The 20,292-nt window shown below is 47.7% G+C and carries 25 protein-coding genes and 2 pseudogenes; 13 read left to right on the forward strand and 14 right to left on the reverse strand.

Annotation, left to right across the window (positions count from 1 at the left end):
- The 10 genes and pseudogenes from PSI14_RS17700 to PSI14_RS17745 all read left to right on the forward strand — a co-directional run.
- Window positions 1–220, forward strand: a pseudogene (locus PSI14_RS17700) (IS110 family transposase); the annotation flags it as partial.
- A 546-nt stretch (window positions 221–766) separates the two neighbouring features.
- Window positions 767–2,524, forward strand: a complete 1,758-nt coding sequence (locus PSI14_RS17705) for a type VI secretion system baseplate subunit TssF (RefSeq protein WP_273577243.1) — start codon at window positions 767–769, stop codon at window positions 2,522–2,524.
- 44 nt (window positions 2,525–2,568) lie between these two features.
- Window positions 2,569–4,602 carry a type VI secretion system Vgr family protein gene (locus PSI14_RS17710; protein ID WP_273577245.1) on the forward strand — a complete coding sequence of 678 codons (2,034 nt, stop codon included), beginning with the start codon at window positions 2,569–2,571 and terminating at the stop codon, window positions 4,600–4,602.
- Window positions 4,603–4,607: 5 nt separating this feature from the next.
- A complete protein-coding gene (locus tag PSI14_RS17715) occupies window positions 4,608–5,420 on the forward strand; it encodes a DUF4123 domain-containing protein (protein WP_273577247.1) in 813 nt (270 codons plus the stop codon).
- Window positions 5,417–5,650 carry a hypothetical protein gene (locus PSI14_RS17720; protein WP_273577249.1) on the forward strand — a complete coding sequence of 78 codons (234 nt, stop codon included), beginning with the start codon at window positions 5,417–5,419 and terminating at the stop codon, window positions 5,648–5,650. Before PSI14_RS17715 ends, PSI14_RS17720 begins: the two co-directional genes overlap by 4 nt.
- A gap of 98 nt (window positions 5,651–5,748) precedes the next feature.
- On the forward strand, window positions 5,749–6,939 hold the full coding sequence (locus PSI14_RS17725) for a DUF2515 family protein (RefSeq protein ID WP_273577251.1): 1,191 nt from the start codon (window positions 5,749–5,751) through the stop codon (window positions 6,937–6,939).
- Window positions 6,936–7,550 carry a hypothetical protein gene (locus tag PSI14_RS17730; RefSeq protein ID WP_273577253.1) on the forward strand — a complete coding sequence of 205 codons (615 nt, stop codon included), beginning with the start codon at window positions 6,936–6,938 and terminating at the stop codon, window positions 7,548–7,550. Before PSI14_RS17725 ends, PSI14_RS17730 begins: the two co-directional genes overlap by 4 nt.
- An 87-nt stretch (window positions 7,551–7,637) precedes the next feature.
- On the forward strand, window positions 7,638–8,279 hold the full coding sequence (locus PSI14_RS17735; RefSeq protein WP_273577255.1) for a hypothetical protein: 642 nt from the start codon (window positions 7,638–7,640) through the stop codon (window positions 8,277–8,279).
- 486 nt (window positions 8,280–8,765) lie between these two features.
- On the forward strand, window positions 8,766–9,062 hold the full coding sequence (locus PSI14_RS17740) for a hypothetical protein (RefSeq protein ID WP_273577257.1): 297 nt from the start codon (window positions 8,766–8,768) through the stop codon (window positions 9,060–9,062).
- 222 nt (window positions 9,063–9,284) lie between these two features.
- Window positions 9,285–9,758, forward strand: a complete 474-nt coding sequence (locus tag PSI14_RS17745) for a hypothetical protein (protein WP_306309336.1) — start codon at window positions 9,285–9,287, stop codon at window positions 9,756–9,758.
- A gap of 487 nt (window positions 9,759–10,245) precedes the next feature.
- On the opposite strand, the gene PSI14_RS17750 is transcribed toward PSI14_RS17745, so the two are convergent.
- The 13 genes and pseudogenes from PSI14_RS17750 to PSI14_RS17810 form a co-directional block, all read right to left on the reverse strand.
- Complete coding sequence (locus PSI14_RS17750) at window positions 10,246–10,719, reverse strand: hypothetical protein (protein ID WP_273577261.1); 474 nt, start codon at window positions 10,717–10,719, stop codon at window positions 10,246–10,248.
- Complete coding sequence (locus PSI14_RS17755) at window positions 10,682–11,044, reverse strand: DUF4054 domain-containing protein (RefSeq protein ID WP_273577263.1); 363 nt, start codon at window positions 11,042–11,044, stop codon at window positions 10,682–10,684. Before PSI14_RS17755 ends, PSI14_RS17750 begins: the two co-directional genes overlap by 38 nt.
- On the reverse strand, window positions 11,025–11,378 hold the full coding sequence (locus tag PSI14_RS17760; protein ID WP_273577265.1) for an STY1053 family phage-associated protein: 354 nt from the start codon (window positions 11,376–11,378) through the stop codon (window positions 11,025–11,027). The genes PSI14_RS17755 and PSI14_RS17760 overlap by 20 nt, the downstream gene beginning before the upstream one ends.
- Complete coding sequence (locus PSI14_RS17765; RefSeq protein ID WP_273577267.1) at window positions 11,378–12,319, reverse strand: DUF2184 domain-containing protein; 942 nt, start codon at window positions 12,317–12,319, stop codon at window positions 11,378–11,380. Before PSI14_RS17765 ends, PSI14_RS17760 begins: the two co-directional genes overlap by 1 nt.
- 8 nt (window positions 12,320–12,327) lie before the next feature.
- On the reverse strand, window positions 12,328–12,819 hold the full coding sequence (locus PSI14_RS17770) for a structural cement protein Gp24 (protein WP_273577269.1): 492 nt from the start codon (window positions 12,817–12,819) through the stop codon (window positions 12,328–12,330).
- 4 nt (window positions 12,820–12,823) lie between these two features.
- Entirely contained in the window at window positions 12,824–14,047 is a 1,224-nt protein-coding gene (locus PSI14_RS17775; protein ID WP_273577271.1) for a DUF2213 domain-containing protein, read from the reverse strand.
- A gap of 2 nt (window positions 14,048–14,049) precedes the next feature.
- Window positions 14,050–14,712 carry a phage head morphogenesis protein gene (locus PSI14_RS17780; protein WP_273577303.1) on the reverse strand — a complete coding sequence of 221 codons (663 nt, stop codon included), beginning with the start codon at window positions 14,710–14,712 and terminating at the stop codon, window positions 14,050–14,052.
- On the reverse strand, window positions 14,660–16,108 hold the full coding sequence (locus PSI14_RS17785) for a DUF1073 domain-containing protein (protein WP_273577273.1): 1,449 nt from the start codon (window positions 16,106–16,108) through the stop codon (window positions 14,660–14,662). The genes PSI14_RS17780 and PSI14_RS17785 overlap by 53 nt, the downstream gene beginning before the upstream one ends.
- Window positions 16,108–16,431: pseudogene (locus PSI14_RS17790) on the reverse strand (TerL protein); the annotation flags it as partial. The pseudogene PSI14_RS17790 and the gene PSI14_RS17785, both read right to left, overlap by 1 nt.
- Window positions 16,432–16,812: 381 nt before the next feature.
- Window positions 16,813–17,274 (reverse strand): lysis protein, encoded by a 462-nt coding sequence (locus PSI14_RS17795; RefSeq protein WP_273577275.1) that lies wholly within the window; start codon window positions 17,272–17,274, stop codon window positions 16,813–16,815.
- Window positions 17,271–17,492 carry a hypothetical protein gene (locus tag PSI14_RS17800; protein WP_273577277.1) on the reverse strand — a complete coding sequence of 74 codons (222 nt, stop codon included), beginning with the start codon at window positions 17,490–17,492 and terminating at the stop codon, window positions 17,271–17,273. The genes PSI14_RS17795 and PSI14_RS17800 overlap by 4 nt, the downstream gene beginning before the upstream one ends.
- Window positions 17,485–18,024, reverse strand: coding sequence for a lysozyme (locus PSI14_RS17805; protein WP_273577279.1), 540 nt, complete (start codon window positions 18,022–18,024; stop codon window positions 17,485–17,487). Before PSI14_RS17805 ends, PSI14_RS17800 begins: the two co-directional genes overlap by 8 nt.
- On the reverse strand, window positions 18,008–18,190 hold the full coding sequence (locus tag PSI14_RS17810; RefSeq protein WP_273577280.1) for a phage holin family protein: 183 nt from the start codon (window positions 18,188–18,190) through the stop codon (window positions 18,008–18,010). The genes PSI14_RS17805 and PSI14_RS17810 overlap by 17 nt, the downstream gene beginning before the upstream one ends.
- Before the next feature lie 118 nt (window positions 18,191–18,308).
- Between PSI14_RS17810 and PSI14_RS17815 the strand changes: the two genes are divergently transcribed.
- A complete protein-coding gene (locus PSI14_RS17815; protein WP_273577281.1) occupies window positions 18,309–18,491 on the forward strand; it encodes a type II toxin-antitoxin system HicA family toxin in 183 nt (60 codons plus the stop codon).
- A 23-nt stretch (window positions 18,492–18,514) separates the two neighbouring features.
- Window positions 18,515–18,952, forward strand: coding sequence for a type II toxin-antitoxin system HicB family antitoxin (locus PSI14_RS17820; RefSeq protein ID WP_273577282.1), 438 nt, complete (start codon window positions 18,515–18,517; stop codon window positions 18,950–18,952).
- 518 nt (window positions 18,953–19,470) lie between these two features.
- On the opposite strand, the gene PSI14_RS17825 is transcribed toward PSI14_RS17820, so the two are convergent.
- A complete protein-coding gene (locus PSI14_RS17825) occupies window positions 19,471–19,983 on the reverse strand; it encodes an antiterminator Q family protein (protein WP_273577284.1) in 513 nt (170 codons plus the stop codon).
- A gap of 75 nt (window positions 19,984–20,058) precedes the next feature.
- Here PSI14_RS17825 and PSI14_RS17830 point away from each other — a divergent pair, with 75 nt between their 5' ends.
- Window positions 20,059–20,292, forward strand: coding sequence for a hypothetical protein (locus PSI14_RS17830; RefSeq protein WP_273577286.1), 234 nt, complete (start codon window positions 20,059–20,061; stop codon window positions 20,290–20,292).

Here is a 20,292-nt window from a genome sequence, read left to right on the forward strand (position 1 = left end):
GGGTATCAGCAAACGCGGCAACAAAAATTTGCGCCGATTGCTGGTGCAATGCGCCCGGGCGTTTATGATGCGGCTTGAGCATCAGCATGGGAGACTGGCCGAGTGGGTTCAGGCACAACTGAGCAAGAAACATTCGAATGTGGTTGCCTGTGCACTGGCTAATAAGCTGGCACGAATAGCCTGGGCAATCACTACTCGGCAAAATGAGTATCAGGCCTAATAGAGGCTGACTGATTCAATAACTTGATGATTAAACAGTGAAATACACGTTACCTATCTGGTTTTGCGAAGACTGATTATTGATGACATGAACGGCCAATCGGCCTGATGAATAACCTAAGAAACAAAATGGCTCATTGAAGCCGGGGAGTTTTTAAGGTTCATCAGGCGCAGAACTCATCGTGGCGCGGATATCCATACTCATAGAGACGCCGGATAGATTTAAGCAAGCCAACCATACATCAAAATGAGTGTTGCAAAAACGGGGAGGACCATAGATTTATTTCGCCACCCGAAGGCGATCCTGACAGGCGATAGATCTTTTTTGTAGAAAATATATTAATGGTTAGCCAAAAGGGATTCAAATCGTGACAGTGTGTGTCAGCTTTATTTTTACCTGAATTGTCGTGAAAATTCCGCTAATTCCCCCATATCCGGCCAAAATCAGACAAAAATTGGAGTTTATTGGTTAATTAATTTTATTGATAAATGTGTACAATAAATTAACCTACCTGATAAAAAAATATAACATAAAAAAGTAAGCATAATGAAAAACAACAAGGAATCACTGTACCTGCAAGAACGTGCCTATCTGCGGGAACTGGCGCAGCGTGTGGCGAAAGACTCGCCGCATCTGGCGGATTTTCTGATTTCATCCCATGATCCTGATATTACGCGTCTTTTTGAAGCCTTTGCCCTGTTGATTGCCAATGTCCGGGCTAAACTGGAGGACGAACTTCCCGAAATCACGCACGGTATTTTGTCCCGCATCTGGCCGCTGGCCTTGTGTCCCCTTCCGCCCACCACGATAGTGCAGTTCTCTCCCGCCGATGGCGAACATCAGGGCAGCACGGATATTCCGGTGAACACCGCCGTTTCGGCTCACCACAACGGGCAGTTAATGACGTTTAAAACCCGCCGTCCGCTGCATATTGAACCCTTGGTTGTACAACAACGCACAGTAAAAAAAACCGGCACTCACAGTGAAATTATTCTGACCCTGTGCCAGACCGGCACGGCATCCCCAGTCTGGCAAAGTGGCGCATTAACTTTTTTCCTCGGCACTGACACAGAAAAGGCCGCCCAGCTCAGTCTGTGGCTGGATCAATATATTTGTGATGTCAGCCTGAACACGCAGGGCAAGCAGCGAAAGCTACGCGATTTCCCTTATGGCTGGCATGATCTGCTGGATAATCCGGTACTGCCTGTGCCCAAAAATACGTATTCCGGCCTGCAACCTCTGGTGGAGTATTATGCCCTGTCCCCACTGTATAACTTTGTCACGCTGGATATCAGCAAAAGTTGCACAACAGTACCCCTGAATGCGGACGGCACGTTTGAGCTGATTTTTCGTTTCGAGGGCGAATTGCCGCTGGATAATGTCGATGAGGCATTTTTATTGGGCTGTGTGCCGGCCCTTCATCTGGAAAATCGGGTAAGCCTGCCCATTGCGCTGGAGGCCGGTAATCACCGTTACCCTCTGCCGTTGGGGGGATCGGTGCGGTTGTTCCGGCTGGGTGATATTGAGGTTGTGGAACAGCCCGCTGACAGTGAGCAACGCGGGACACCGTATCACTGGCTGCCGATTGAACAGTTTACCCCCGCTGGGCATTTTCGGGATGAGAATGAGCAACCCGACACGTTTTATTACCAGCTCCAGACCGAACCCGATTTTCTGGGCCGAATCCAGCACCGGCTGCACTTTTTTGATTTGACGGGCAAACCGGCCAACGACTTACCCACCATTGCGGTTTTGTGTTCTTTCACCGGCTATCATGAACAGGCACCGGCATTGAGGCAAGGCACGATTACCGTGACGCAAGAAGGCGCACCGTCTCATCTCAGCGTCCACAATATCACGCCGGTCACGACTGATTACCCGCCCCTGTTGCAGGAAAAGAGCGGCTGGCCGCTGCTGTCCTGCCTTTCCAGCCCACCGATGATGCTGTTTGCCATCGACAGCCTGAAACAGTTTCTCCGGCTGTTTGACCCGTATGCCGACACGCATCGCCCCCTGAGCCGCCAGTTCCGCCAACACATTGACGGCATTGTGCAGGTGGAAGAGCGCCTGACTGACCGGATGCGGCTGGGGCGTCCCATCCGCGGGCATTTACTCTCGCTGACACTGAATCCCGGTTGTTACCGCAATCCGGGGGAGATGTACCGTTTCTGCCGGTTAATCCATCAGGCACTGGCCTGTTTTATCACCCAATCTGCGTTCGTCATGCTGGAGATTTTCACGCCGGACAGTCACAAGGTGCTATGGCAGTTCTGGCATGTCGACGGGTTACGCCCGGAGATGTAGTGGATTAAGGAATTCATGCAATAAATCAGAAGGAAAACAGTAATATGAAAAGTGGGTTACGTTTTGTTTTTACTGTCGCCGGCGTACCGGAAGACACCTTTGCCGTGGGGGAATTCTCCCTGCAAGAGGGATTATCAGAACTGTTTACCCTGAACCTGACGCTGGTCAGAGCCGGTAACGCAAACCCATTCAGACCACAGACTGAAATTGATTTGGCCTCATTGCTGATGCAGGAAGCGGTACTGCAAATCTTTAACGGGGCAACCGAGCAGCGCAAAATCACCGGCATCATCTCCCATGCTGACTGGGTAGGTACGGATGGCAACAAGACACTCTATACTCTGACGGTGCGCCCTGCCTGCTGGCGGCTAACGCTCAATCAGGACAGCCGGATTTTCCATCAGCAAAATGTGCCTGCTATCCTGAATAGCCTGTTGAAAAAGCACAAAGTCCGCGCTGATTCAAAGCTCTACGATCCCCATCAGGACAGAGAATATATCACCCAAAAACGCGAATCCGATTATGCGTTTTTCTGCCGGCTGGCGGCGGAAGAGGGATTTAGTTTCTGGTTTGAGGATGAAACCCTGTTTTTCAGTGACAGTCACCTCGGTATGACCGCCGGGCTGCCGCTGCAATACCAGCCCCAGCCGGAAACAGCCTATGGAACCGATACGATTTATCAGGTGCGGCTGGGTGTCGGTATGAGTCCGCAGCGCAGCCTGCATAAAGATTTCAATCCAGCAGAGCCGCGTTATCACCTCTCCCATATGCACAGCAGCGAAGGCTTCCGCGATTTCGGCAGCCAGACCCCCTATACCGTGTTTGAAAGTTACGGGCGTTTTCAGAAAGATGCGGCCGCTATCCCGTTTTTAAAATACCGGCAGGACGCGCTGGACAATCAGAAACAAACCGGCAGCGGCAGCAGTAACTGCATCAAACTGATGCCGGGCAAAATCTTTGAGATAAAAAATCACCCGCATAAACCGCTGAATGTACGCTGGCAGGTGGTCGGCATCAGCCATCACGGGCGTTGCCCGCAAGCATTGGGCGACAGTGGCGGTGAAGGCACTACGCTCAGTAATCATTTCAGTTTTATCGACGGCCTTGCCGACTGGCGTCCGCCGTTTCACTACAAACCGCTGGCGGATGGGGATGAAACTGCCCTCGTGGTCGGCCCGGAAGGGGAAGAAATTTTCGTCAATAAAGATGGGGCGATTAAAGTGCATTTTCACTGGAACCGCTATGACCCGCCGGATGATGGGGCATCGTGCTGGGTTCGTGTGGCACAGGGCTGGAATGGCAACGGCTTTGGTTTTATGGCGATACCGCGTATCGGGCAGGAAGTGATTATCTCTTACCTTAACGGTGATATTGACCGGCCGATTGTCACCGGCTGTGTCTATAACGGCCTGAATCGTCCACCGCTTGATTTACCGGCGCAAAAGACCCGCACGACTTTCAAGACCAAGACCCACAAAGGTAAGGGCTTTAACGAACTGCGCTTTGAGGATGCGAAAGGCAGCGAAGAAATTTATTTCCACGGACAAAAAGATTTTACCGCGCATATCGAAAACGATGCTTACTGGCATATCAAACATGACCAGAAAAGCCGCATTGATAACAACCGTTACCACGATATCCGTGCCGATGACCATCATCAGGTGGCCGGTTCGCGCAAAATCACTACCGAAGGGGATGTGTCCCACCGGATTGCTGGTAGCCAACATATTCAGACCGGGGATGCCACCGTGATTGACAGCGGACAGGAAATTCACCTGAAAAGTGGCGGCAAAGTGGTGCTGGAAGCGGCATCTGAAATCACGCTGAAAGTGGGTGACACGTTTCTCAAAGTCACGCCGGGCGGCATTCTCTGCTCACCGATTAATGTCGGGCAAGGTTCAGGCGGCAGCGGTCGCGGGATTTCACTGCAATTACCGGAAGGCGTGGCACCACTGGCACAAGTGGGGCAACTCCCGATGGCGGAAGCACTCCCGGTAACTGAATTTCCGGTGCAACCCGCTTGTGCAGAACTGGCGCAACAGGATGCCAGTTTAGTCATTAAACCTGTTAAAGAGTAAACACAATGGAAAGAGCTACCACGATGGCGAGCACAGGAACTGCAATAAGTTGGCAAGCCTGGCTGAATGAACCCAGTAAAGCGCCTGTCTTCTTCATTCTCAATTCACTGGCTAAACCGAATCCGATAGAGCCATTTTACCGCCATGACTGGGTTGAACAGGCATTTCCGCTGTATAGCGGTACCCCGATGCGCAATATGTTGAAACAGAGTCCGTGGTTGGTGCAACCGAAGGCTAATCAGTTATTTCAGATAGGGGCTGTGCTGGATCGCCATGAACTCAGTGACAACAGTTGGGGTTGGGCTTACCGCAGCCATACACCGTGGCAGGAACAGCTTAAACACTGGCAGCAGCGACAATGGGGCATGATGAATGGCGAACCGGTACTGTTCCGTATGATGGATGCGCGGATATTGGGCGCGCTGGTGCCTGCTTTCACGCCCAGCGACTGGTCACTGATGTTGTCGCCTGTCACCGAACTGATGATAGACAGACCACAGCCGATGCGGTTTTGCCGTCCCGAAACGTGTAGCGAAGGTAACAGCGAAATCCCGTTTACATTGGGTGAGCACTTGCTGGCAGTCTGGTTACGTTCTCCCTACGGACTGAAAGTGTTAACCAGTTCACTATATTGTGATTTATGGGAAAACCACGGCCAGATGGCAAAGCAACTGGATAAGCCTGAAGGCAATCTGGAACTACGGATTGAACAGTGGTTGCGGCAAAAACTCGACGCCGGACAACGTATTGAAAAAGTGTCCAGCCGGGATTACCTGCTGGCGATGGAACAAGAAAAAGAACAGGAGCGAGAGCGATGAGTGATGAAAATTCGGTTTATTGCCATGATTGTCAGAAAATACTTAAAGATGACTTATACATTAAACTGGTCAGAGACTACACCAATGAACCGATACCTAATGTGCCTTATACACTGACAAATAAAGGCATAGATCATTCAGGAACGAGCGATGGTAATGGGATGAATCTTGAAGAAGGTTTAACCAGCACACCGTTCACCGTCAAGATCAATCCTCCTCAGCCAGTTTAGTTGCTGCGTCTCATTAAAAATACAAATGAGGCGAATGGCTGGATATAAATGCTTAGTAACGGAATGATATTAACCCTATTTTAATCAGGAAGGCGTAAATGACCGAAGTCTTTAAAAAACATAAATACGATGATATGGCTTTGTACAAAAGCCCTCAATCAGTGGCCGCGTATGACTGTCATTTCGAAGAAAAAGACGGAAAACAAATTAAAGTTATTGATGTACCCGTACTCACCTGTGAGTGTGTTTGGCGCAGGTATCAGAAAGAGGCCGAAGATATTGTTGCGCCCGGCGGCAAATTGATTGCAGATCCTAAGGAGCGCAACAAACGTATTAATGCGGCTTACGCTAAAATATGGCTGGAAGATAACCGTTTTCAATGGGCAGGCCTTGCTGCTTTTGCTTCCAAACAAGTGGGGTGTGGTTTGTTGCATGCCTATAATACAAACGAGAAGATACAAACTCAAAGTGACACTAAAAAGCGTCGGCTTAAGAGCATAATAGAAGTTGATACATCATGGCAATCGGACTGGCCAGTTTACCCAAAGTTAATGACTGAGAGTGAGAGCGCCAATATTGCTCATGCTATGGAAGAACATAAGCAAGCTCGAGAAGATAATCCTCTGTCATTTATGCCCGATGCCCGTTTTCCTGGTGATAAATTAAGCATTACACAGAAACAGTTCGATCATGTGTATGAAATGATGGCGTTAGGAAACACAACGTTATTTTTGGATGTGTATCCACTACATGCTTTCTATAAGCAACGCGGGTTGGAAGATCTCAAAACTTGTATAAAAAAGCGCGAAAATATTTATGGTAATAGCCAATTCCCAATATTGTGGCCAATAGGACAAGAAAAATTTACATTTGGCCGTTTCTATCCAGATATTCTATTCGCGTTTGAAGCGATAGAAGCAGGTGATATCGCTCAAGGTGTTGTTCATCTTGCCAACCATGAGCAAATCAACATATTACAACCCACAATGTACAGTGATACTCACTTAGTCTTATTATTACGGGGCAATCAAATCTCTTTTGTCACTGGCTTTCCTTCTGGTGTAGCGGAATCAGTTGAATTAACGTTGGCGAGCCAGTGCCGACGTGTTGATGATGGTCGTACTATCGAATTTAGTGATGAGGCACTGGCCGATCTTTCTGATATAGAACAACGTATGCCTTTCGTGTATAAAGCAGCAACCCGTTTTGATGAGATGCTGCATGATAGCAACCGAAGTTTGCTCGAAGAATCTCTAAAAAATATTGCGGCAGGGCGAGGTGTAGAATGAGTCTCTTACAACGCATAGGTTGGCGGCGTAATGGTTCAATCCTTACGATTTTCATTGCATTAGGGCTGACCGCAGTTTACCTCTACCATTCTTTTTATTCCGATAAACCCGAGATAGCGCTGGTGATCGGTGAACCTTACGAGGATATGCGGCAGCGATCCAGTGCCGATATTGAGCCGCATCTTCCGGGTAAAATTTGGCATAATATTCCCAAAACAGATGCTAGTTTACGCTTTATCGACCCAAAATATGGATTTGTTACCCCTCCGGCCCGATTTTTTGCTGTTCTATATGGGAATGACATTATCACGAGTGTGCGCATGTCTCCACAAATCGAGCCATTACCCTACGATGATGCAATCAAGATAGTCTTGGATTTACAAGATCAGTGGCGTAAAACGGGTTGGGTGATGGCTAAAGGATATAAACCCTTAGTAGATACACCAGAATTGCATGAGAATCTTCGTCGTATGAAAGGTGGTGCAGGAACGACCTATTGGCAAGCTGCTGATCAGTATCAGATTATGCTGAGTTTAGCATTTTTCAAGGACGACAAGCATCCCAATGCCGAACGTTATTTGATCACAATGGTAATTTATAAACCGTGGTAAGCGGAGGATAGCACAAACAAAAGTGGGTGTGAGAATGTTATCTTTCACATCCATTATTCAGGATATTGCTTCAGAACAAGGTTTAAAATGAGTCTTTTACAACGCATAGATCGGCGACGTTCTGGATTAATCTTCGCATTATTAATCGTTCTTGGTCTGGCTAGCGTTTATCTTTACCATTCCTTTAATTCCCGAGAATCAGTCGAAATCGCCTTGGTAATCGGTGAACTTTACGAGGCGATGCGTCAACGATCCAGTGCTGCTATTGATCCTGATATTCCGAGTGAAATTTGGTTCAATGTACCAAAAACGGATGCACGTTTGCGTTTTACTGACCCCAAATATGGGTTTGTGACCCCTCCAGCCCGATTTTTTACTGTTATGTTTGATGATGGAATAATCAATAGCGTGCGCATGTCACCACAAATCGAGCCATTACTTTACGATGATGCGATCAAAATTGTGTTGGATTTACAAGATCAGTGGCACAACGCGGGTTGGGTACTTACCAAAGCTAAAGAACGCCCGGCTTTAGCCAACACTCCAGAATTGCGTGCTCAACTGCGTAGTATGAAAGGCGGGGTTGGAACAACCTTTTGGCAAGCAGATGAACAGTATCAGATAATGTTAAATATGGCGCTTTTCCAAGATGATGAGCATCCTGATGAAGAGCGCTATTTGATCACATTGCAGATTGCCGAGCCGTGGATAAAGAATTATTCAGACTGACACAGACGCGTTGCGCTTGTCTTCTCCGTATTACAGGGCTAATACATTAATCTGATAATACGGAGAGCGGTACAACATTTTAATGAGTTGTCAACAGTGATAGTAAACGGAATTCGGTCGAAAAATCGATACGAGCAATTGCTTCAGATGGAGGTGTAAAATGAATCTATTACGACGCTTAGGCCTACGACGTGGTAGTTTAATCATAGCACTATCCATTGTTTTTGGTCTGACGATTATCTACCTCTATCATGCCTTTTATTCCAGCGAACCAGCCGAAATAGCCTTAGTGATCGGTGAACCTTATGAGGCGATGCGGCAACGCTCCAGTGCTAAAATTAGCCCACCCTATGATAATAGCATCGGGTTCAGGATCCCAAAAACAGATGCATGCTTACGCTTTACCGATCCGAAATACGGATTTATTACCCCCCTGCACGATTTTTTACTGTTTCCTATAATAAAGGAATCATCGAGAACGTGCGCATGTCCCCACAAATCGAACCACTATTCTATGACGATGCGATCAAGATTGTACTGGATTTACAAGAGCAGTGGCGTAAAACGGGGTGGGTGCTGACTAGGGAATACCAACCTTTAGTAAATACACCAGAATTGCATGATAGCCTTCGTAAGATGAAAGGTACTGGAATAACCTTTTGGCAAGCAGATGATAAATATCAGATCATGCTGAATGTGGCACGTTTCAAAGATGACAGACATCCTGATGAAGAGCGATATTTGATTACACTGGCGATCGCCAAGCCGTGGGTAAATCAATAAAACAAACTCTGATGGGGGTGAGGATATTATTTCTCACACCCACTCTTCTAGTGTTTCAGGATGAGGGATTGAATGAACCTTTCACAGCGTATAGGTCGGAGGTCCAGTGGTTTAATATTAGTATTATTAAGCGTTCTTGGTTTGACTGTTGTCTATCTCTACCATTCCTTTAATTCACGTGAACCCGAGATAGCTCTGGTGATCGGTGAACCTTATGAGGAAATGCGACAGCGATCCAGTGCCGCGATAGATCCGCATCTTCCAGGTCAAATTTGGCATAATACTCCCAAAACAGATGCGCGCTTACGCTTTATTGACCCTAAATATGGATTTGTTACTCCCCCTGCCCGGTTCTTTGCTGTTGTGTATGCGAATGAAATCATCACTAGCGTGCGTATGTCACCACAAATCGAGCCATTGCTCTACAACGATGCGATCAAGATTGTGTTAGATTTACAAGATCAATGGCGTAAAGCGGGGTGGGAGCTTACTAAAGGGTATCAACCCTTGGCTAATACACCAGAATTACATGAGAGTCTTCGTCGTATGAAAGGTGGCGCTGGTGCGACCTATTGGCAAGCTGGTAATCAATATCAGATAAAACTAAATTTGGGGCGTTTTAAAGATGATCGGCATCCTGATGAAGAGCGGTATTTGATCACGTTGGTGATTTCCAAGCCATGGGCAAATCAATAACGCAAACTCAACTGAGTGTGAGAAAATAATATTCTCACACCCGCAATTCAGGACAATACTGACGCGCTGCGCTTGTCTTCTCCGTGCTACCGGGCTGGTAGCACGGAAAGCTGAAAAAACATAACCGTTATTATCGATTATCTTTATATAACTGCACCAATTTTCACGGGATAACGGGGTAAATGACATATTTATTATATATTCCATTGTGTTACCCTATCCCATATTATCCCAGTCTATCCCGTAACATCATGTCACTAATTTAAATCATTTAAAATTCAATAAATTATAACCTACCAGAGAAAAATCTTTTTCGGGATAACTTCCATTGCCACGATATCACTTTATTTGTAATCACCTAATGTTACGGGATAGCGCGGGATAATACGGGATAATTAAGTTATCTATAATTATCTGATATATAATTAAATTACTCTCTATTATCCCAATATCTCGTTATCCCAATATTTTTTTCTCCTACGTGAGGCTAATCCTCATCCCTGAAAATCAACACCACAAACCGTCCCTGAGTGCCGTTAACAGAAATGGTTTTACTGATAAAGCGGTCTTTCTCCGCTTTAACCAACATCCCAGCCTCTTCTAAGGCTTCAAAGCCGGATTTCTTCTGTAATCCCTGCAATATTTCTGCTTCAAATACACTGGGGATAATATGGTATTCCGCCTGTCCATCATGACGGCGGTTATGCACCAGATATCCGGCAAGATCACTGATTCTCATGGCGTGCGCCGTATCAATATCACCATTTGGCCTGCCATAGGTATAAGGCTGAAAGCGTGACAGTCCGTATTTCTGGATAAAGTCACGAGTTCTCGTGATCACCTGATATTTTTCCCGGTTACCTATACCAAAATCGGCTAACCAGTCATCGAAACTTTGCTTTACCGCAGCCTGACTCGCTTCTTTACTCCAGCCGGTGATTGTTGTTCCAGAATCCGGCATTAGGATTCAGGGTCGCGCCCGTGTCATAACTGACGCTGACCTTATCTACCGATTTAGATGACGCTACGCCACTATTGGCTCCGCCTGTTCCCCCTGCTGCCACTGACCGACTGTCCGCCGCCCATAGAGTTATATAGTGGGCGGTCATCAATTCCACCAGATAGCCGAACATGTCCCCCAGCCGGTTTTCGTCCAACTGTTTATCCGCCAGATTTAACCGGAACTGGATTTGGTTATTGGGGAATTTTACGGTATCAGTGAACTGAGGAAAGTCGGTGCGGAATTGGGTTACAGAGGGAAGTGCCTTATTTCTTGTTGCCCCCATTATTGGTGGTCTGATTTGGTTTTGGGTCTTGCAAAATCAGCCCTGCGATTTGGTTGTCGCGTTCCTCCAGCTGCTGTTTCAACTCAGCTATCTGGGTATCACGTTCCACCAGTTGGTTATCTAGTTCAGTGATACGTGTTCCGAGTTCATGAATAACGGGTTCATTGTCGACAGGTGCCGTATCCTCTACCGCGCCGTTGATCTCCGCATGAGCCTGTACGAACCAATGTTTAGCTACGGATTCGTTGACGTCATATGTTCCGACAGTGAATGTTTCAGACTCGCCATTATCATGAGTGAATCGAAATGGCGTATGTACCCGAATTTTCATCATTAAATACCATCCATATAGTTCAGGGTTTCACGGTAAACCAGTTCAACCGCACCCAATTTTCCGTAATAGGTCACCATCTGGTACAGTCCGCGATACTGGATCGGAATACTCTGTAATGGCACCATTGGAAAACGGATAAATTTCTTATCATTGGTGTAGGCAATAGCGCGGTCTTTACCTGCGACGCCAGCGTTTTTAGCCCATTTCACCGCACGGATATTTAACGGTGTACCATTTTGATGATACGCAATGGTGTTGGTTTGCAGATAGGTTAACAACGATTGGTTACCCGCCGTGGAAACAATAATTGATGACAGTAGCGCGTACTGTTCAGGCGGAATTAACAAATCCGTCGGTACCATTGTGTACGCTGAATGTGCCCATGCATCACTCAACAACTGGTTGATGCTCTCACGAATTTCATCTGGTGTGGACTGTGCCCACGGTTTGCGTGCATTGCTGATATTGGCTTTTTTCTGGTTCAGTAAGCCTTGTAACCCCAGGCTCTCATCACCGATGTAGACCTGTTCGTCGGTATCCATGTTCCATTTCAGGATCATGCCGTCGTGTTTCTGGGAATCAATAGGTCGTCCAACCTGTTGTGCTGCGTTCAGTTCGATAATCGTCCAGCCCAATTCCATTCCCCATAACGTCAATGGGTGCCCGTCACGTTCGATATTGACGTTGACGCCTGCCAATGCCGTAGAGTTGCCACTCACCCAGTTTTTACCGTTCGGGTTAATAGACCCTGCGGCGGCAAATTGGGTGTTTGTCCAGGTTGCCATCTCGTCGGCGATGGTCACATCTTCGCGAAACTGGATATCGCGGCTATAGGTGTATTGCACCAACGGTAAGTTAATGGTTTGATCCAGTCGTTCCAGTTCGCCTATCAGGAATGTACCGCTGGTATCAATGGTGCGTTGGTCATATGTAAATGGCATAAGTTCCCTCAAATTTTATAAGAAATTTCAACATTACCGTCAGCATCGCCTGCTCCGGTAAACTGTGCATTAGGAAGTAACACGGTTTCGCCGTCTATCGCTACATTCAGAAAGCTACCCAGCGGGCTGTTTTTGGCAGGTTTTCCCATCCGCACGTAAACCGAAGCGCCTTTTTTGATGCTGGAGGCGTCGCCGTCGAGCTTCACGATCATGTAGCCGCGTTTCAGGTTATCGCCAGTGTAATTGTTGCCTGTGCCGATAATGTGTTCTCTGTCTGGCATACTGGTTGTGGGGTAGACACGAACATAAATGCCCTGAATCTGGTCTGCTGTATCGCCGTCCGCCAGCGGTACGAAATACTCGCCGTCGTATTTTCCAACCAGACCATAGGCGGGAAACAGGTTGGTTGATTTCAAAAAAACGGGCTCAACGGTCATGTCCTGTAGGCGTGAGATAGCCCCCGCAATGCCCATCGGCATCCGCTTTAAATATGCTGTCATAGTGTTATTTACTCCTGTTTGCCCAGAATTCAGCGTTGGTTTTGTTCATGTCGGCAATCATATTGCCAGAGGATTTGTTACGTGCTGTACTGTCGCCCGTTGCCTGAACATTGCGGTTTTTTGCCAGCTCAGCCACGGCATTAAACGCCAGATCGACGACGTGTTTAGGCAGTTTTTTGATTTCAGCATCTCCGACAATATTACGTACCATCGCCTGATCTGCGCTGACCAGTACCCGACGTTTAAACGCGGTCAGTTTGGACGGCTTAGACAGGTCAAATCCTGGTATAATCAATTCTGCCTTGTACGCTGCATCTCCTGTGATTTTCTCCTCTTTCTCGTCTTTTTCTTCGCCATCGTCCCTCGTCGGTTTATCCGTATCATCAGGCTTCGTACCGTTATCACCTGTTTTTCCCTCCAGCACATCCAGACGCGAAAGAATCGCCTGCGCCCATGATGGGATATCAGTATCTGCCGTACCACCGTTCATTTCCGGATCTTTGTTCGGCAAAGGCTGTTGCGGACTGATATTAATATTGATGGCTTTGGGCAATTCGCCCGTACCCTCATCCCCGGTGACAGATTCAGGGGCACTGTTTAGCACCTCTTCCATCGCAGCGGAGTCTTTGGTTTTATGCGCCCGTCTCAGGCGTTGATACCATTTCTGTGTATTCGTAGACATACTATCTCCAATTGAACAACGTGAACCGGCGCGGCCATCTTGTACCAGCGCCACATGATTACCTCGGATTCGGTGCTGTGTGGCTTTACCCGCCACTGTTTGCTGATACTCCGTATCGTAGCCGCATGACACTTCATCAAAACCGGCATCAATGGCGGCCATTGCGTCAGTGTCTTTGATGATGAGATCTGCCAACATCAGGTCGGATTGTTCCCCCTCCCTGCGGCGAACATTCTGAACATGCCCGTAAGCCAGTTCACGCCAGTTATCAGGGTCAACAAACATGATCTTGCCGCTGTTATCCTCAGGATGCTGAATTGTGACTGTCATTCCCTCGAATGAGGCCAGCGTTGCTTCGTGGAAAACTTCCTCCGGGAAACGTGCAACCACAATCTCTCCCTCATCATCGGGTTCTAAATCCGGCAAATCGAAGTCGGCATACAGCTGTGTGCCCGTTCGGGCAATCGGCACGTCTTTACACAATAGGGAACCATCCGACAGTTGGTAACGGGTATTACCAAGACGGGTTTTAAAAAAATAATTCATGATTAATCTTCCGGTATCACAACTTCGCAGTAACAACGGCAGTTAGGCAGTGTGCCTGCATGGCCTGTCAGACCATCTAAGGTTGGCGGTCTGGCCCATTCAACCAATTGCCCTTCCATTTTTTGATGAGAATCACGCACGGCACCATCCCCTGCGGTGCGCCAGATATAGCCCATAGAGCCTACCGACTGTGCCCGCGCCTGTGTAAGCGCGGTCTGTGCCCTGCCTAATTCAGTACGTGCAATCAGTTTCGCCCTGGATAACACCACCTCGCCAGTTTTAGCTATTTCCTGTGCAAATGGCTCATGCCGTCCCCCCGTGACCGCGGCTTCAATAGCTTTATTGTGGATATCGTAGACCCTATCGGCTGCCTCTATTGGTAGCGATTTGATGTATTTGATTTGTTCCTCAACCATTGAACGCATCACGTGACCAACGGGCGTGTTATTCACCAGATTGCGCAGCGCCTGGCTCATTAACTGGCTGCGCTGGCGCCACTCTTTCTCATTGTGGCGGTTGACATCCAACGCGAATCGCTGAGCCACGCGCTGCGCCCACGGCGTAATTAACTCGCTGTAACTGTCCAGTGCGTCCAGTATCTCAGTGACCGAATCATTGGAACCGTCGTAAGATCCCTTGACGATGTCCCCGACCGCCTGCGCTATCGCCCGCAGGCTCGTTCGATATTGGTTTTCCGCCTGACGCGACCGGATCAATGTGGTTAATGTCGAGTCTCGGCGGCGGTTCATTTTCCGCATCGTTGATATCCTCATCCGATATTGAGCCACCAATGCCCGTAACATCAGCCATTTCGCGTAAATCGTTCATGGCGGCCTTCAGGTTCATCATGCCGCCATCGAGTGCGCCATTCAGTGCATTGACAGTATTCACGGCAATGGTGGAGCGATCGAGGTCAGACATTTGCCACAGTGGATTAAATTCAAATGTAAAATCGTCCGGTAAATCTTGCCCGAACTCAGAGCGGTGCATGACATCCAATAATCGCCGGATAGGTTGGCGTAACCGACGTTCTTGTTGAGTGCCGATATTGTCGTAGTAGTTGGCAAGGTCAGCGTCCCCCGTGGAAAAACTCTGTGGGGACTGTCCGAACAGTCGTACCAACGGAATACCCACTGCCCCGGATATCTGCTCAGCAAACTGTGCCAGTACGTTATCCAGTCCACTGAACGCATATTGATGGGTTTCAAACTCATCATTTTTATCCATCAGCGTCATGCCCTCGTTGCTCTGGAACTGGCGGATCATGTCCATGTGTTTGAGCAATGCGTCTAATCGCGCACCGCCCATCGCAATAATCTCACGCAATTTGTCGATACTGTAGGTACGAAGATGAGCCTTATAAACCAACTGCGCCGCACCTGTTGTGGCGCTATCGAACGCCGTGAGCCTGTCGTAAATCCGCTCGATAACCGACATGCCCCACTCGTTTTCAGTTTGCGCCTGTTGGTACGGCAGGGTTACGCCATCAAAACGAATCAAGCGACTGTGATGAATTCGCCACGCCGGAATGCCTCGCCCTGTATTTGTGATGTTGTAGAATTCGGGCTTGCCCAAATCCTTACCTATCTCTTTAATACGGCGGTTTAAATCAGGTTCGACCTGCCAGCGGTCGAGCGGCAACAACCCTTTGAACTTGCCCTTACCGATAGTTTCAGGCCGTAGCGGCGTAAATGGCGCCTGCCCCTCAATCAGAATTAATCCTACTGCCCCTCCATAGAGCCGTGACCATTTGATGATATTGTTCAGGTTTTCCCACAATTCCAGTTCATCAAACAGCGATTCCAAAACGCCGCGCGCTTTGGGGTCTATCTCAGAGGTGATTCTGAATCCTTTGCGCGTCATGTCGTCGGCCACCGAATCCACCGCCGCCCCGATAATCCAGGACGAACGGTACGCATTCTCTATCAGCATCCGGTTGCGGCTCGTCCAGTTTGGGCGATACGTGGATGCCGAGTGCTGGTTAGGCGTGTGCATCCCGACACGGGCCATCATGTTCTCGTAGCTGTCCGCGGTAGGCTGCAATTTGTTATTTTTTGCCATTAAGAACCTCGTCCTAGCAATTCCCATATTTCCATCGAAATATCCATCGGGGCGTAAAGAATCATGGCTGAGTCAGCTAAATTGGGACTTTTCGTCCCGTCTGGTTTTTTATCCACGACAATTTTCCCGACGCCATTCACCGAATAGGTGGGTTGCGATAACTCAATGATTAGCTTGTCTTTCAGCGGCATTTCACCGAAAAAAGCTATCAGTTCATCAGGATCGTAAAAACGTCCCTCACTCACTGCCCTGTGGGTTTTCTGGAACCGTGTTCGTAACGCCCACCACGCCTGCACCTTGGCATTGGCGAAAAAATCCTTATTCGGTAGCCACTCAAGGGAATGGGTATAGGAATATTTACTTTAGTTTCATAGGGTAATTAATTGTTAAGTATTATTCGCTTGTTGTTCGGTGGGAATGGGCTTATGTGTTGTTACAATAATGTTACTACAAACGAAATATGGAGAATAAAATGAAAAAATTCATTCTTCTTTGCTTGGTGGCAGGCACGACTCTTTTAGCTCCACTACAAACTTCTGCTTCGATTTGTGCGATGCGGCCTTATGGTAGCCCAGAGTGGCGAGACTGTATGACTTGGTGCATAGCAACGAGCGCTCCCCGTCCTGGCGCTTATGAAGTTTGTTTATAATAATGAAATCGAATAGGAGGCAGGATCTCCCCTGCCCCTATCAAGTTATTAAGTCTCACTGACACTGCGTCCTAACATACTCCTGCAACCCCAGTATCATTTGCTCTGCGGTGGCAATACGCTCTCTGAGTAGCCAATAATTTCGGATAGCGGCGTCTGTAGGTCGGACGGTGGTTGCGTCATCCATGCTGGAGGAGGCAGCGGTTTTAGGCACGGAACACTTGGCTTGGATGTACACCCGCTCAGGATGAGCAAGAGAAGCAATGTGCAGCCTGTCGATTTCAGCGTTTGCATGGGCTAGTCTCTGTGTATGTTTCGCGTCCATCTCATGCAGCATTTCAATGTGCGTGTTCTGGTAGTTGATAAGGTCCGTCAGTTGCTGGATTTCGGTTGCTTGGCGTTTATTGGCTTCTATCTGTTTTGCATACTCAGTGCTGTAATGATAACTTCCGAATGCGGCTACCACTGCAATGCTAATCAGAACAATCATTGAGTAGTGGGTTAATGTGAGTTTCATTCTTTCTTCACCCAATGCCCACCACCCCATGTCACCGGGTTCCACCATTTGGCAGTAGAGATCCACGTTTCCACTGAATCGTAATAACCTGCAAATTCGCCACAACGTTCACAAAAACGACTATGAGGGTGATGATTTTCAAATCCAGCACCAAACGGTGCCCACGGATGTATTCGATGACAGTTATTACATCGCACCAATTGACAATAATTACTCATCACCCAACCCCCAGCACATTAATTCCGATTCCTGAGCACGCCGCTCTACCTGACCGTAACAGCCGTTCGCTTGGCCTTTGATCTGCCTGCAATCCTTACCGCCGTCAAATATCCAGCGCTGGATTTCAGCACACGCCCCTTTCTTGTCTCCGGCATTCAACTTCCGGTAGAACGTGGAAGAGAAACATTTACCGGGACCCATGTTGTACGGGCAGAAACTGGCAATGCCGGCTATCTGGGGTTCAGTCAGCGGGACTTTGATATGACGTTTTACCCAAGCAATGGCCTGTTCTGCTTCTTTGGCGTTGAGGTTTTGGCATTGATTCGGTGTTAGCCTCATACCTTGCCGAACAGGAGCACCGTCTATCCGGGTGACCCCACGGCAAATTGTCCAGACTCCGCCCACATCCTGATACGCTGATAATCGGTTGCCTTCTTTTTCGTCCAGGAGCTGAGACAGGATAGCTGTAGCGCCTGCACCGGAAAGCACCAGACCGATAACGGCCGCACTTAACTTACTCGTCTTTTTCACATCGGTTGAACTCCCGATGCTTGTAATACCAGTTCACGGCAAAGGTGCCTATCGTGGAAAGAATGCCAATAACAATCGCCCAGTCGTTCAATGACAGGGCACCGAGCATTGCCGTAAATGCGCCCCATCCGTAAGCAGTGGGGCTAGTGTATTTGTCCATACGCATATTCCACCCCATTAGAACAATGGGTGTCCGTGGGGTGAACGATGGTCGCCCCTATTGATTAATAAATGTTGATTTGTGTGTATGTGTGTGTATGCTTATTTTCAGGTTAGGAGGAAAAATGAAATCAACTGACCTGATAAAGGAGTTAACAGCAGCAGGGTGTGAATTGCGGCGGCATAAAGGAAGCAGCCATCAAATATGGTGGTCTCCGATAACAGGGAAAACCTTTCCTGTTCCGCATCCGAAAAAAGATTTACCGCTTGGTACTGTTAAATCCATTAAAAAAATGGCGGGGATCTAATCCCCGCGCTCTTGGAGGTAACTATGTTTTTTTCAGTCGGTGTTGAAACACCCAAAGATGAAAATACGGCATACGGAATGGTTGTTCCTGCATTTTTCGATCATGACTGCGGTTGTTTTTCTGCTGCTGATAATCAAAAAGATATTCCTGCGATGGTGCGTGAAGCCATTTTACTCACCATTGAGGAAATGGTTTACAGCGGGAATTTCACTGTTGATCAACTCCACGATGCAGGACATCTGGTTTATGCTGCCAATCCTGAATATGCAGATTTTGACAGCTGGTTTGTGATTGATATTGATTTATCTGAGTTTGAGGGAAAACAGCAACGTATCAATGTTGCATTGCCTGATACCCTCATAAAACGAATCGATACCCGAGTAAAACAAAACCCGATGAAATACCGGGATCGCAGCCATTTTATTGCTGAGGCTGCCCGGCATGAGCTTCAACCTGATTGAGACAGTGGGGCGGATTATCGCCCTACTCGTTCAGTCTGCTTAAACCGTTTCTCTTCCAATTCAACACCCAAAGCACAACGATTGAATTTTAAGACTGACTGCTCACCCCTGTTTGTGTCTCAATACACCCCCGTGTAGCAAGATTTTAATGTTTGTGGGCGGTCAGCGAATGATATAGATAATTGTACGAACTTAGCGCCTATTTAACATAACGGCATACCAATTTCACGCTCTAGCGATTTTCAACTCAGGCAAAAAAAAAAGCACCTCAACACCTCAAAAGTAGCAATCTTCTTGTCCATAATGGACTGATTTTTGATATGACATTTTTGTAACAAATCGTCGCTATTGGCGTTCAGGCAAATCACGATGCCTACGCTCTGTTTTCCCCAGTTTTCGATTTTCGCCCAAAAAGAAAGGCGCTCTAAATTGAGCGCCTTTTCTCAGGGTATAAAAAACCATTTTTATCACAATAGAATAATTTTTGCGGGCCGCACTAGTATTTGGCATCTGATTGATTAATTTTTAACCCATAAATCCATATCTAATTGAATACATAGCATTTCTAGGCAGCCAGCAATAAAGCCCTCAGCAACTTGCATTTTATGACGTACTCGGCTCTCTGACATGCTGTGGCGCTGGGCTATCTCCCGTTTGGACAGACCATGTATGTAATGCTGTTGTATCCAGTCCAGCTCCTCTTCCTGTCCAATCATCTGTAGCCGTGCGACACAAAGATCAACGATCAATCCGTCCTTATCACTGCATGTCAGCCGGTTGTTACCGCTGGCAGGAAATAGGCCACTAAAACCAGCAGCGACAGGCGACCAGCCTACGCGCGTCGGTTCAGTCGTTGACCACCCACCCCATCGCACTAAAACTTGTTGAATATCACGCATGGAATTTCGCAAAACATTGCTGATCCGCATCTCTTCACGTTTGCTAATTCGTGAAGGTTCAAAACCCAAAGCCTCCTGCAATACATCACTGGCCCGCAGAAAAGATCGCAAACAAGGTTTTTCGCCCGTCATCAAATCAGGCTCATCTAACCATCTTTCGACGATATCCCCGGTATCACTGAGCGCCGAGAGTTTGCGCTGTCCTTATTGACTGAGGGCAAACAAACAACCGAGCCAGAGCCAGAGCCAGAGCCAGAGCTTGATTATGCAGTCCTTTATGATAAGGCCCAACAAGCACTTTTGCGACTGGCAAAAGGCGGTTACCGCAGCGAGGCTGTGGGTATCGTGTCTAAATTCGGGGCTAAAAAGCTGGGTGATATCCCTCAAGAGAAATTAGCTGAGGTTCTAAAATTAGCCGAAAATGCTTGGGTGGAGGAATAG

Origin of the sequence: Xenorhabdus anantnagensis (genome assembly GCF_028598555.1) — a bacterium.
GTDB lineage: Bacteria > Pseudomonadota > Gammaproteobacteria > Enterobacterales > Enterobacteriaceae > Xenorhabdus > Xenorhabdus anantnagensis.